Annotated in this window: 10 protein-coding genes; 8 read left to right on the top strand and 2 right to left on the bottom strand. The window is 53.9% G+C overall.

Annotation, left to right across the window (positions count from 1 at the left end):
* Positions 1-49 precede the first annotated feature (49 nt).
* Complete coding sequence (locus LT85_RS14105) at positions 50-1,333, bottom strand: MFS transporter (RefSeq protein WP_172656983.1); 1,284 nt, start codon at positions 1,331-1,333, stop codon at positions 50-52.
* A 104-nt stretch (positions 1,334-1,437) separates the two neighbouring features.
* The gene (locus LT85_RS14100) at positions 1,438-3,021 is read right to left on the bottom strand and encodes an ABC transporter substrate-binding protein (RefSeq protein WP_038489787.1); all 1,584 of its coding nucleotides are present in this window, start codon (positions 3,019-3,021) and stop codon (positions 1,438-1,440) included.
* Positions 3,022-3,376: 355 nt separating this feature from the next.
* Between LT85_RS14100 and LT85_RS14095 the strand changes: the two genes are divergently transcribed.
* From LT85_RS14095 to LT85_RS14060, 8 genes are all read left to right on the top strand, one after another.
* On the top strand, positions 3,377-3,580 hold the full coding sequence (locus LT85_RS14095) for a cold-shock protein (protein ID WP_014005790.1): 204 nt from the start codon (positions 3,377-3,379) through the stop codon (positions 3,578-3,580).
* Positions 3,581-3,899: 319 nt separating this feature from the next.
* A complete protein-coding gene (locus LT85_RS14090) occupies positions 3,900-5,057 on the top strand; it encodes an ABC transporter substrate-binding protein (protein WP_038489784.1) in 1,158 nt (385 codons plus the stop codon).
* Positions 5,058-5,228: 171 nt separating this feature from the next.
* On the top strand, positions 5,229-6,119 hold the full coding sequence (locus LT85_RS14085) for a branched-chain amino acid ABC transporter permease (protein WP_038489781.1): 891 nt from the start codon (positions 5,229-5,231) through the stop codon (positions 6,117-6,119).
* A gap of 2 nt (positions 6,120-6,121) precedes the next feature.
* The gene (locus tag LT85_RS14080; RefSeq protein ID WP_038489778.1) at positions 6,122-8,095 is read left to right on the top strand and encodes a branched-chain amino acid ABC transporter ATP-binding protein/permease; all 1,974 of its coding nucleotides are present in this window, start codon (positions 6,122-6,124) and stop codon (positions 8,093-8,095) included.
* 1 nt (position 8,096) lies between these two features.
* Positions 8,097-8,822, top strand: coding sequence for an ABC transporter ATP-binding protein (locus LT85_RS14075; RefSeq protein WP_038489775.1), 726 nt, complete (start codon positions 8,097-8,099; stop codon positions 8,820-8,822).
* A 194-nt stretch (positions 8,823-9,016) separates the two neighbouring features.
* The gene (locus LT85_RS14070; RefSeq protein WP_216595013.1) at positions 9,017-9,826 is read left to right on the top strand and encodes a hypothetical protein; all 810 of its coding nucleotides are present in this window, start codon (positions 9,017-9,019) and stop codon (positions 9,824-9,826) included.
* A gap of 116 nt (positions 9,827-9,942) precedes the next feature.
* Positions 9,943-12,915 carry a putative bifunctional diguanylate cyclase/phosphodiesterase gene (locus LT85_RS14065; protein ID WP_052135186.1) on the top strand — a complete coding sequence of 991 codons (2,973 nt, stop codon included), beginning with the start codon at positions 9,943-9,945 and terminating at the stop codon, positions 12,913-12,915.
* A gap of 6 nt (positions 12,916-12,921) precedes the next feature.
* Positions 12,922-13,521, top strand: a complete 600-nt coding sequence (locus LT85_RS14060; RefSeq protein ID WP_038489773.1) for a LysE/ArgO family amino acid transporter — start codon at positions 12,922-12,924, stop codon at positions 13,519-13,521.
* Positions 13,522-13,571 lie beyond the last annotated feature (50 nt).

Here is a 13,571-nt window from a genome sequence, read left to right as displayed (position 1 = left end):
GCGCATTTTGCTGCAGGTCGCGGCCTGATTGGCTGAGCAGGCCAAGGGATCAGCTGGTTTTGACTGTGGCAGTGGTCGCCGCATGCGGATTAGCCAACCGGTCCAGACCGAACAGGGTCGGAAACAACCGTATCCATAACACCACCACCACAATGGTGCCGACACCACCAAGCAGAACCGCATGCACCGGACCCAGCCAGGCTGCGGTAACACCAGACTCAAACTCGCCGAGCTGGTTGGAGGTGCCGATGAACACGGAATTGACAGCGCTGACGCGGCCGCGCATATGGTCCGGCGTTTCCAGTTGGACGAAGGATGAGCGTACCACTACGCTGATCATGTCGGAAGCTCCGAGCACTGCCAGTGCCATCAGTGACAAAATAAACCAGTGCGACAACGCAAACACCATCGTCGCTACGCCGAAGACGGCCACTGCGGCAAACATGGTGTGTCCGACACGCCGGCTCAAGGGACGGCGCGCCAGGAAAATTGCAGTAGACAAAGCGCCTACCGCCGGCGCCGAACGTAGTAAGCCGAGGCCTAGCGGGCCGGTCGCGAGAATGTCATGTGCATAAATCGGTAGCAGTGCGGTGGCGCCACCCAATAACACGGCGAACAGATCCAGCGAAATGGCGCCGAGAATCGCCGGCCTGCTTTTGATGAAAGCAATTCCTGCCAGCAAGGATTTGACCGTAGCCGGCTCGCGCCGTGGCAAGACACTTTCAATCCGGATCAGCGATACCAGCAGGCTAGCGCCAATGAACAGAACGCTGCTGCTGGTATACACCGCGCTTGGTCCCATGACATACATAAAGCCGCCCAGCGCCGGGCCGATAATCACGGCAGTTTGCGTGGCCGATGCCGACCAGGCGATAGCGCGCGGCAGTAATTTCGGTGGCACCAAGCCGGGCACCAGCGCTTGCAAGGTGGGTGATTCAAAAGCGCGGGTGGCGCCAATCACAAACACAATCGCAAAGATCGCCTCCTTGGTCAGCCAACCGTGGTAACTGCCGACGGCTAACGCGGCGGCTGCCAGGCCCTCGATAAACAGGCAAATGCGGGCAATCTTGCGGCGGTCATAGCGATCGGCGACATGGCCGACCACCAGCGCCAGGAACAAGGCCGGCAGAAACTGCACCAGGCCGACCATCCCAAGGTCGAAAGCGCTATGCGTAAGTTGATAAACCTGCCAGCCCACCGCGACGATCTGCATCTGGTTGGCGACGGTGGATGCAACGCGCGCACGCCAGAACAAGGTGAACGGGCGATGACGCAGGGCTGATTCTGTTTCGGGAGTGGATGTGGGGTCGGGGGCAGCAGCGGGGGTGGTCATTATTCGGTAGCAGAATCAGGGGAGTCAGTGCGAGGCAAGGGCATAGGATATGCCGATCCAACAAAAAAAGCCGCTATCTTTAGCGGCTTTTTTGTTGCATGTGGTTATTCGGGATGAAACTGATATGCAAATGTAAATTCATCCGTACGCGGCGTGTACTTCAGCCCCTTGCGCAGTGCCCAGGTCGCGTATTGGTGATACAGCGGAATCAGCGCGTAGTCGTTGAGTGCCAGCACGGCGCCCTGGCGGGCAAAATCCTGGCGTTGCTTCTGCTCTACCGAAGCCAGCGACGATTGCACTAGCTGATCCAGTTTCGGGTTGCTGTACTTGCCCCAGTTCCAGGAGCCCCAGCCGGTATCCGGGTTGGTGGTGCCGAGCAGGGTGCGCAAGCCGAAATCGCCGGCCAGCGTGCCCCAGCCTAGCAGCGCGGCACTGTACTCGCCAGCACGCGCCTTGCCGAAGTAGACCGCCAGCGGCAGTGTTTCCACCTTGGCCTGGATTCCGACCCGGTTCAGGAATTGCGCCACCGTCTGTACTACGCGCTCATCGTTGATGTAGCGATTGTTCGGACCATGCAACGTGATGCCGAAGCCGTTTGGATAGCCAGCTTCCGCCAGCAGTTTCTTGGCGCCCTCAGGATCGTATTTTTCCACTTTCAATGTATCGGCATAGCCCAGGATACCGGGTGCGACGATATTCGAAGCCGGCACTGCCAATCCTTCTAGGGTACGGTCGACCAGGGCCTGGCGATTGATCGCCTTGGAAATGGCTTGCCGCACGCGCACGTCTTTCAAGGGATTCTTGTCCAGCGGTTTGCCGTTTTTATCGGTAATGTCAGGTGACTTGTCGCGCGACTGGTCCAGGGTCCAGAAGAGGGTGCGCCAGGATATTTTTTGCGCCAGTGTGAATTTCGGATTGGTTTTCAGTTTGGCCAGGTCGGCGGGCGGGACATTTTCGATAGCGTCGACTTCACCCGCCAGCAAGGCTGCCAGGCGCGCACCGTCCGAGGTCAGGATACGGAAGGTGACTTTGTCCCATGCTGGTTTCTCACCCCAATAGACATCGTTGCGCACCAGTTCGATACGGTCGCCGCGTTTGAAGCTGGCGAATTTGAAAGGCCCGGTGCCGACCAGCGCCTTGCCGCTGTTGAAATCGTCGGTCGTGGCGTTTTGCGCGGCTTTCTTCGAGACGATGAAAATCGTGCTGACGTCCAGCGCCAGCGGACCATATGGCGTGGCGGTTTTCAGCCGTACTGTATATGGGTCGACTACCTGCTTGCTGATAATTTGCTTGGTGTAACTGGTAAATGGTCCCGGGCTGTTGGTCAGGGTGGCGGGCCGGTCCAGCGAAAACACAACATCTTCCGCAGTGAGGTTGGAGCCGTCGCTGAACTTGACGCCATGGCGCAGCTTGAACTCCCAGGTCAGCTGATCGATCGCCTTCCAGGAAGTCGCCAGGCCAGGAATCAAATGGCCGTTGGCATCCACATTTACCAAGGCATCGAACAAATGCGATGAAAGCGAGATATTTGGCGCGAGATTATTGAAGTGCGGATCCAGGGTGGATACATCGGCATATAATCCGATCTTCAGATCAGCGGCGTAGCCGGCCGCAGGGCTCAAAGACACCAGGGCGCTCAGGCCGGCAAAGGCCAGGCCGAGCATTTTCTTTCTGGAAAACTGAAGCATGCGATCTCCCAATCGTGATGAAGTAAGGCGAGCTCTCATTCTATGGTGGCTAATATAATTATCAAAACACAATAATTTCTTTTTGTTATGTGTTTTAGTTATATAAAAGATGATGCCAAGACTCCGCTGAAACTTGGCGGAGTACGTTAAAAGTGCTCGAGGAATGCAGTCGAAAATGCAATTCTTTCTCTCGACGCAACTTTTATTTGCCGGCCCGTGCTTTTAATAAAATTATCGGTTATAATGCGACATCGTTTAAGATTCGAGCTAGTAGTGCAGTATTAGTCTGTCATTTCTTTCTTGCTTCAAACGATCTAACGGGCGACAGCCCAACTTAACTGAAATAGGAAATGTAATGGCAACTGGTATCGTAAAGTGGTTCAATGATTCGAAGGGTTTTGGTTTTATTACTCCTGACGAAGGTGGTGAAGATCTGTTCGCACACTTCTCCGCAATCAATTCTTCCGGCTTCAAGTCGCTGCAAGAGAACCAACGCGTTTCTTTCGAAGTTACTGCTGGCCCAAAGGGTAAGCAAGCTTCGAACATTCAAGCTATCTAATTAAATTTAGTCGCTGAATCAGCATCGCAAAAAACCCCGGTTCGCCGGGGTTTTTTTTCGTCTGTAGCAATCGTAGCGTTGGCAAAACGCGTTGTTCCGCCTGGCCCGGCGCGACACCATATACACATAGCAATATGTGTCATAAGAGTGCAATGGAAGGCCGTTGTCAGGAACTTGTAAGGGTGGACTGAAATGCTGGAGAAGTCTGTATACAGATAATATTTCTTTACAGTAAGCTTGGCGGGGTTTTACGTTAATCGAGTACTTCGGCATGCGCGCACGCCGGGACTTATCTTATAAAAAACACGGAGGAGAATGCATGAACACCATAGGTAAAGCATGTATAGCGGCAGCGTTGATGAGCTGGTCGCTTGCCAGTATGGCAGCAGAGCCAATCAAGATTGGCGTCAGCGGTCCTTTCACCGGCGGCTCGGCGCCGATGGGTGTTTCCATGCGCGATGGCGTTAAGCTGGCGGTGGCCGACATCAATGCCAAAGGCGGCGTGTTGGGGCGCCAGTTGCAGCTGGTTGAGCGCGACGATGAAGCGAAGAACGAACGCGGCGTCCAGATCGCCCAGGAATTAATCAATAAGGAAAAAGTGGTCGGGACGGTTGGCTTCATTAATACCGGCGTCGCCTTGGCATCGCAGCGTTTCTATCAGGAAGCCAAGATCCCGGTCATGGATAACGTGGCAACTGGCACCATCGTCACCAAGCAGTTTGTGCTGCCGGAAAACAAGGATAACTACGTGTTTCGTAACGCCGCCAACGACACCATCCAGTCTGCGATGATTGTCGACGAAGCGGTTATTCGCCAAAAACATACCAAGGTCGCGATTCTGGCCGACTCGACCAATTATGGCCAGCTCGGCCGTGAAGATCTGGAGCGTGCTTTGGGCGTCAAGGGCATCAAGCCGGTCGCCGTCGAAAAATACAATCTGAAAGACGTCGACATGACGGCCCAGCTGCTCAAGGCGAAGCAGGGCGGAGCCCAGGTAGTGCTGACCTACGGCATTGGCCCTGAGCTGGCGCAAATCGCCAACGGCATGGAAAAACTGAACTGGAGAGTGCCCATCATCGGCAGCTGGACATTGTCGATGGGGAATTTCATCGACAACGCAGGCAAGAACGGCGAAGGCGCGCGCATGCCGCAAACCTTTATCCAGGATCCCAGCACGCCTAAACGCAAGGCTTTCATCGAAGCCTATCAAAAAGCCTACAAAGTGGATCGTATTCCATCGCCGGTTTCCGCAGCGCAGGGATATGACTCCATCTATCTGTTAGTTGCAGCCATCAAGCAAGCCGGCAGCACCGACGGCGTCAAGGTGCGCGAGGCGCTGGAAAACCTGAGCGGTACGGTGGATGGTGTTGTCACCAATTACTCTAAACCGTACACGCATGATGACCACGAAGCAATCAAGTCGAGCATGGTTGTGATTGGCGAAGTCAAGAATGGCCGTGTTGCATTAGCCAAGTGATGACAAGCCGGTGTGCCGCAATGGTGGTCACCGGCAAGTAATTTGCCCGACGCATCCGAATTCCAGCCTGCGCTTGCGGGCTGGATTTATTGGGTCGAACGGTAGCGCCGCTTTGCCATATCGCGGCTGCTGCTTTTTTTGCTGTACTTGGCGCATTTTCTCGGACCCATCATGGAAATTCTGCTGCAACTCGTCTTCAGCGGCATCGCGCTTGGCATGATCTACGCGGTGATCGCATTCGGTTATCAACTCACATTCGCCACTTCCGGCACCCTCAATTTCGGTCAGGGCGAAGCCCTGATGCTGGGCGCCCTGGTTGGCCTTAGCCTGGTCGGCAATATCCATGGCGGTCCTTATCTGAACTACTGGCTGATGATTCCGGTGGTGATCGTGTTCGGTGCACTGCAAGGTGCGGTGGTCGAATGGATAGGCGTACGTCCTGCACTCAAGATCAAATCGGAATTCGGCTGGATCATGTCGACCATCGCACTGGCTATCATCTTCAAAAACGTCGCTGAGAATATCTGGGGCAAGGATGACTTGACCTTTCCAACGCCGCTGTCGGCAACGCCGTTCCAAGTACTTGGCGCCAATGTCCAGCCGATGCAAATTGTGGTGGTGTTGGGTGCGCTGGCGATGATGCTGGCGGTAGAACTGTTCAATCGTAAATCGATCTATGGCAAGGCCGTGGTCGCCACCTCGAACGATCGCGATGCAGCCGGACTGATGGGTATCAACACAAGCATGGTGATCACGTTTTCGTATGCATTGTCATCGGCAACGGCCGCTTTCGCCGGCGTACTGGTGGCGCCGCTGACGCTGACCGGCGCTACCATGGGCACTTCGCTTGGCCTGAAGGCCTTCGCGGTGGCGATTATCGGCGGCCTGACATCGGGCATGGGAGCGATTGTCGGCGGCTTGATCCTGGGGATTGCTGAGACACTGACCGGCTTCTATATTTCAACCGGATACAAGGAAGTACCCGGCCTGGTGCTGCTACTGCTGGTCCTGGCGATCAAGCCGGCGGGGTTGTTCGGCAAGACAGCCATCAAGAAGGTGTGAACATGAATAAAAAGTTATTCGCACTGTCTATCGTTGGCATCTTGTTGCTATTGGCATTCCCGCAGATTATTCCGAATCCGTATTACATCCACCTCGCCGAAACTATCCTGATTTACGCCATCCTGCTGTTCGGGCTGGATATCGTAGTCGGCTATACCGGCCAGGTTTCGCTCGGGCATGCAGGCTTGTTTGGCATCGGTTCGTACACCACCGGTGTGCTGGTATTCAAGCTCGGCTGGCCGTTCCTGATTGCGGCGCCGGCTAGCCTGCTTGTTACAGCTGGCTTCGGCGCCATCCTGGCCTTGCCCGCGTTGCGCGTGACTGGGCCTTACCTGGCCATGGTGACGCTGGCGTTCGGCACCATCATCCAGATCCTGATCAATGAAATGAGTTTCCTGACGGATGGCCCGATGGGCATCAAGCTGAACAAGCCTGATTTTTTCGGCCATCGCCTGGATGAAGTCGGCTATTTCTATCTGGTGGCGGGCTTGATGGTGCTGTCGCTGATCGTGGTCCATCGCATCGTCAAATCGCATCTGGGGCGCGCGTTCCAGGCGCTCCGCGATAGCCCGATCGCGTCGGATTGCATGGGTGTTTCGGTGTACCGCTACAAAGTGATCGCATTCGTGATCAGCGCCGCGCTGGCCGGGCTGGCTGGCAGCTTGTATGCTTATTCCGAGGAATATATTTCACCGAACACCTACAACTTCGAACTGACCATCCTGTTCCTGCTGGCGGTCATCATGGGGGGGAGAAAAAGCCGTATCGGCTCGCTGCTTGGCGCGCTGATTGTTGTCATGCTGCCGAGCTTGTTGGCGGATATCGAACTGTTTCGGCAGATAGCCACCACGGCAGCTGTGATCGGCGTACTGGCGGCGGCATTCCTGTTGTGGAAAAAACGCAAGACGTTGCGCGAAATGGCTGTGCCATTGGCCGCCACTGTCGGCATGGCGATATTTTCCTATCGGCTGGAAAATATTACCGACTGGCGTTTGACGATATTCGGCTTGATGACATTGTTCGTCGTCTATTACCTGCAGGATGGGATTGTCGGCTTTGCCCGCAATATTATGGGCCGCAAAATGAACGCAGCAGATAAACCTGCCAGCGTTGTGGTCAGCCCTGAACAGGTGTGGGCAGCAAGCGTTGGAAGCGTCGCAGTTGGCAGTACGCTGCTGAGCGGCCAGAAAATCCTGATGCAATTCGGTGGCCTCAAGGCCTTGAACGAAGTCAACCTGGATATCGTCAAAGGCAGTGTGCACGGTCTGATCGGGCCGAACGGCTCGGGCAAGAGCACCATGATGAACGTCCTCAGCGGTATTTACAAGCCGACTTCCGGCAAGGTTGAATTCAATGGCAAGACGATTTCCGGTTCGACGCCTTCGGCAATTGCCTTGGGCGGTGTTGCCCGTACTTTTCAGAATGTGCAACTGTTCGGCGAAATGACGGCCGCAGAAAATGTGCTGGTCGGCTTGCACCACACCTTCCGCAGTAGTGTGCTGGACGTGATCTTCAGTACGCCGCGTTATCGACGCGAAGAGCAGCGTGCGAGGGAGCGCGCCGCCAGCATCCTGGAATTCGTCGGACTGAGCGATCTGGCAGGAGAGGAGGCGCGTAACCTGCCATATGGCAAGCAGCGTCTACTGGAAATCGGCCGCGCGCTGGGCCTGAACCCGGAACTGTTGTTGCTGGATGAGCCAGCGGCCGGACTGACTGCGCCGGATATCAAAGAGCTGATAGCGATCATCCACAAAATCCGGGAGCACGGCATTACGATTATTCTGATCGAACATCACATGGATGTCGTGATGTCGATCTCCGATATTGTGACGGTGCTGGACTTCGGCCAGAAAATCGCCGAAGGAAAACCAGGGACTGTGCAAAACGATCCCAAGGTGATCGAAGCCTATCTTGGCGGCAGCGACGGCGAAGCTGACGCCGACTCGCCATTCACTTCCAATCTAGCGGAGTCATAAGATGCTCTCGATTTCCAATTTGCACGCCGCGTACGGCAAGGTCGAAGTGTTGCACGGTATTTCGCTGGATGTGCCGAAAGGCAAGGTGGTGACGCTGATCGGCTCTAACGGCGCCGGCAAGACCACCACCATGCGCGCCATTTCCGGCATGATCAAAGCCAAAGCCGGTAACGTCACCCTGGCCGGGGTTGATGTAACCGGCCTGGCTTCTCACAAGATTGCGCGTGCCGGGCTGGCGCATTCGCCTGAAGGGCGACGAGTGTTTGCCACCATGAGCGTGGTCGATAATCTTTTGCTCGGCGCATTTCCGCGCTTTACCCGCATGCGTCCGCGTGGTGACATCAAACAGGATCTTGAACGGGCGTTGGAACTATTTCCACGCTTGAAAGAGCGGCAAACCCAGCTGGCCGGCACCTTGTCCGGAGGCGAGCAGCAAATGCTGGCCATGGCGCGCGCCGTCATGCTCAATCCAGAAGTGATTTTGCTTGACGAGCCCTCGATGGGGCTGGCGCCGATTCTGGTGGAAGAGGTGTTTCGCATCATCTCCCGGCTCAAGGCAGAGGGTGTAACAATGTTGCTGGTGGAGCAATTCGCTGCGGCGGCTTTGAATGTCGCCGATTATGGTTATGTGCTGGAAAATGGACGGATTTCGGTGCATGGTCCGGCTGAAAAACTGAAGAACGATCCGGCAGTCAAGGCAGCTTATTTAGGGGGAGGGCAGCACTGAATAGGTGCAAGATGTTGTTGAAAATTAATTATTTTGAGTCTGCAGTTGTTTTACATGAGTTATATGCCACTAATGATCAAATTGTGAGCAGGGTTTAGTTTTCTTCAGTGCGCCGAACGTGAGAATCTGGTCGTACCGTAATGCGATGTATGCATAAAGCGGTTAACCATGTTTTCTACTTCGGAGCATTCGACATGAAACTAGATCATCCAATAATCTCATCCGATCACGTTATCGACGACGTTAGCGTACCCCCATTTTTACCGTCAAAAAATCCTGTGGTAACGCTGCGCGAGCAGCGCTTGCCATTTACTATCCGAATAGTGAATGACGAACAGGCTTTGCAGAAAGCAGTAGGAATTCGCCATGCTGCCTACAGTCGTCATTTGCCCGAACTGGCCCAAAATCTGCGAGAGTTTGAGCAGGCAGATATTGCGCAAGATACGATTATATTATTGGCGGAGTCCAAGCTCGACGGCACATCTTTGGGGACGATGCGCATTCAAACAAATCTTGATCAGCCATTAGTACTGGAGCAATCGGTAACGTTGCCGCCATGGCTACAGGGCTGGCACTTGGCAGAGGCTACGCGCCTGGGAGTGGCTTCTGGTCAAATCGGTAAGATGGTAAAAACCTTACTCTTCAAGGCTTATTTTTTGTACTGTCTCGAGAACGGGATCGACTGGATGGTAATTACAGCGCGCTCGCCGTTAGATCGGCAATATGATGCCTTGTTGTTTCAAGATGTCTTTTCCGGAGGACAGTTCATCCCGATGCAACATGTCGGCATGTTGCCCCATCGTGTCATGGCGTTTGAAGTCGCGACCGCTAGAACGCGTTGGGCCGCTGCCGCACATCCGTTGTTTGCCTTGATGTTTGAAATACATCACGCCGATTTGATTCTTGACCAGGCTTACAATCCGTTAATGGCCCAACGTGGCACATCGTCCATGCGCCATGATAATCAAGAACGGCAACAACAGATAGACAAGCCCCTGGGTTAGCGATTCAATTCGTATTTGTAAATATGATATTGAGAGGGTGATATTGTCGTAAAAGAACATCATGGTGCTTTTTTTACAGTACAGTAGAACCCTCTCACTCTACGGACGCGATGTTTATGTGGCTATTCCATGCCGACACGCCGAAAAGTCTCACCAAAAATCTCAAGCCGCAAGACTGGGCGGTGTTCTATTTTTCGGTAGTATTGGTGCCAGCTTTGGTTGTTGTATTTACGATCCTTGCTTTCGCTACACTCGACAGCCGTTTCGGACATAACGAGCCAGGCTCGTCGCCAATACATGTATTGAGCGACCCAAAGCAACGTCTTCTTCCGGAGCAGGCATTTCAGAAGCTGACTGGGACATCACTGCAGGCTTACTACAACACGCAACTGCAAGAGACGCCGTTTTGGTTTTCTTTTGTAGTATCGGCGACACCTGATTCAGCTGTTACTGAACTTGAGCTGCCATCGCGCCATGCGCAGCAATTGAGTTGCTGGAGCGATGGTGGCCAGCGCTTGCTTGGAACGGGTAGCCGCTACAAGGTCGATGGCCAGATCAAGGCGGAAAAAACCGGATTTGTTTTATCTTTTTCAGCGCGCTCTTTACCCGTGGAAGTATTGTGCAAGGGCGTTTTTTCCGGTCCTGCTCGTATTTCCGTGCGTCAGTGGGGTAGTTCCGATTTCGCGCAGTCGCAGAAGGAGTTTTATCGCGGCATAGGCTTGATGGAAGGCGGACTGTTGACGCTGACGCTGTTTGTGCTGGTGGCAGCTCTAATCAATCGTGAATGGATGTATGTCTTATTTGCGGTATGGCTTCTGGGTAATCTGCGTCTCGGCGCGAATGCCATGGGATGGGATGCCCATTGGCTGATATGGACGATTCCGAACCAATGGCTACCATGGTTGCGCAAATTGACCTTTGCCACCTATTACATCGTGACGTTTACTTTGTTCGGCAGATTGTTCCAGAATGAGTTGAAGCAGATTGGCTTTGTTTTCTTGCAAAATGTTTTACGCTGGCTGGGTGCAGTCTTGCTAGTTGCTGCCTTTTTCCTGTCCTATCAGCATTTTCTTCCTATGTTATGGTGCTGGACTGTCGCAGGCATACTCATATTGATTTTTTTGCTCGCGCGCATCGTGTGGAAAGCCCGCACCCGGGCAGTGCTCTGGTACTGCGCATCCATGTTTGTCGTGCTGTTTACGCGGGTTGATGAGGTGGTGGCCGCTGCGTTTGGTATCAAGACGCTGGACGAGGTTCCCAACAACGTGATTGTGGCTTTGCTGTCGAGTTTGATGGCGTCTTTTGCTTTTGCTGAACAAATGCGCGCTGGAAAACGCGAATTGGCGATGGTCCAGGCCGAATTGCGCACTACCTACGACGTTACCCCGATCGGTTTGTTTACGCTCTCGGCGGATGGGAGCTTTGTGCGCACCAATCCGGCTCTGGAAAAAATTCTTGGTCATGATGCTGGCACGCAGTGGCTAAAAAAATGGGACGACTATTTCGAGCCAGGCGCTCATGAGAGACTGTCGAAAATTGTTTCCGGCAATGGCGGTAATGAGGCCGAGCTTCACGGGATTGGCGGTGTTGATGGCAAGGCTAGTACCTACCTGGTGACAGCGACGTTTGCCAATGGCCGCATAGAAGGCTCGTTGCAAGACATCACCGATCGTTCCCATGCTGTCGAGCGTTTGCGTTTCCTGGCCGAACACGATCCGCTGACCGGCGTGTTGAACCGTCGCGGCATCGAGATCATGCTAGAGCAAGCCATCGAACGTCAATGCGATGACCGGCCTCTAGCCCTGGCTTATCTTGACCTGGATCGTTTTAAGCTGATCAACGATCTGTTTGGCCACCAATCCGGCGATGAAGTGTTAAAGCAGCTATGTGAACGTGTCCAGCTATCGTTGGGCGAAGGTAATCATATCGGCCGTATCGGGGGTGATGAATTCATTGTCCTGTTCCAGGATGTAGAGATTAGCGTCGCTACTGAAATCTGTTCTGCCATTATTCAAAGAATCAGCTATCAGTCTTATCATATCGGCGCGCGCGCATTTCATGTCAAAGGTTCGATCGGTTTGATCGAAGTAGCTGCAGGCATGCGTGTGCAAGACGCCATTTCAGCTGCGGATCGCGCTTGCCGCGAAGCCAAGAAGGCTCATGACGAGCATATCGTGGTGTATCACAAGAATGCCTCGGTATTCCGGGAACGGATGGAAGAGCTCAGTCTGATCGAAAGACTGGGGGGGGAGTTCTTGCCGCCTGGTTTGTTCGTTGAAATGCAGCCGATCATGTCGCTGAAAGAGCCTGAAGCTTCACTCAATTTTGAAGTGCTGCTAAGGCTGCGCGACTCTGATAATAAAGTTGTGCCGGCAACCAGGGTGATTGCAGCGGCGGAAGAAAACGGCAGTATTGCAGTAATTGATCGCTGGGTCATGACCACGGTGCTGGAGTGGCTTGACCAGCATCAATCGCAGCTACCGTTGACCAGGTTCGTTTGCGTGAATCTGAGCGGAGCTTCGCTCAACGATGAAAAATTCATTCAGGATCTTTTCCTGATTATGGAAAAGCACCTGAAGGTGGTGCCAATGCTGTGTATCGAGGTGACGGAAAGCGTTGCATTGCACGATCTGGAACATACCAGCCGCATCATCGAGCGCTTGCAAGCGTTGGGCGCCAAGGTGGCGCTGGATGATTTCGGCGCCGGCTATACCTCCTTTACCTATCTGAAGAGCCTGTCGGCAGATGCGTTGAAAATTGATGGTGCATTCATTCAAAGCATGAACAAGCATCCCGCCAATGAGGCGATTGTCGAAGCGATCGTCGAGCTGGCGCGTAACCTCGGTATGAAAAGCATTGCCGAGTGGGTGGAAGACTGCGCGATGATCGAAGCGTTGGCCAAGCTTGGCGTCGATTACGTGCAAGGTTTCATTGTTGCGAAGCCGCAGTCTCCCGATGCCATCTTGTCGGCCCGTTCTGCCGCCAGTTTTATTACCGACCCGGACGTGGCGCGCTTTGTGGCCGAACGCAGCAATACGGATGACGGCAACGCCGATGGCGAGAGCCGTTTGCCTATTAACTTGCATTGAATATTCATGACCGCTGTTATTTCTGGCTTCACGCTTTCTCTCTCATTAATTCTCGCCATCGGTTCACAAAATGCCTTTGTTCTTAAACAGGGGCTGAAACGCGAACATGTGTTTTGGGTTTGCCTGACTTGCGCCTTGTCTGATGCCATCCTGATATTGCTAGGCGTGTTGGGCTTGTCGATTGTAATTACCCATGCACCTTGGCTGGCCACTGTGATGCGCTACGGTGGCGCGGCATTCTTGTTCTTGTATGGCGCACGCAGCTTCATCACTGCGTGGAAGTCCTCGGCAGTACTGACGCAATCGGGGGATACTCAAGCAGCCTTGCTACCGACCTTGCTGGTGTGTGCGGCGCTAACCTGGCTTAACCCGCACGTCTATCTGGATACGGTGCTGTTGATTGGCTCCATATCGACTCAATTTCCGGGGCAGCAAGCCGAATTCGCTGCCGGCGCGATGCTGGCTTCGCTGGTGTTCTTTTTTTCACTGGGCTACGGCGCGGCCTTGTTGCGGCCGATATTTGCCAAGCCTGTTTCCTGGCGCATACTGGAAGTTGTGGTTGGCATCACCATGTGGACGATTGCCTATAAATTACTGATCGAATAAGGCGATGCGCGAGCGGGTAAAATAGCGCATGAATTTAAGGCATATCGGCA

The sequence above is a fragment of the Collimonas arenae genome (assembly GCF_000786695.1).
GTDB lineage: Bacteria > Pseudomonadota > Gammaproteobacteria > Burkholderiales > Burkholderiaceae_D > Collimonas > Collimonas arenae_A.
This window is presented reverse-complemented; position numbering and strand designations above follow the sequence as displayed.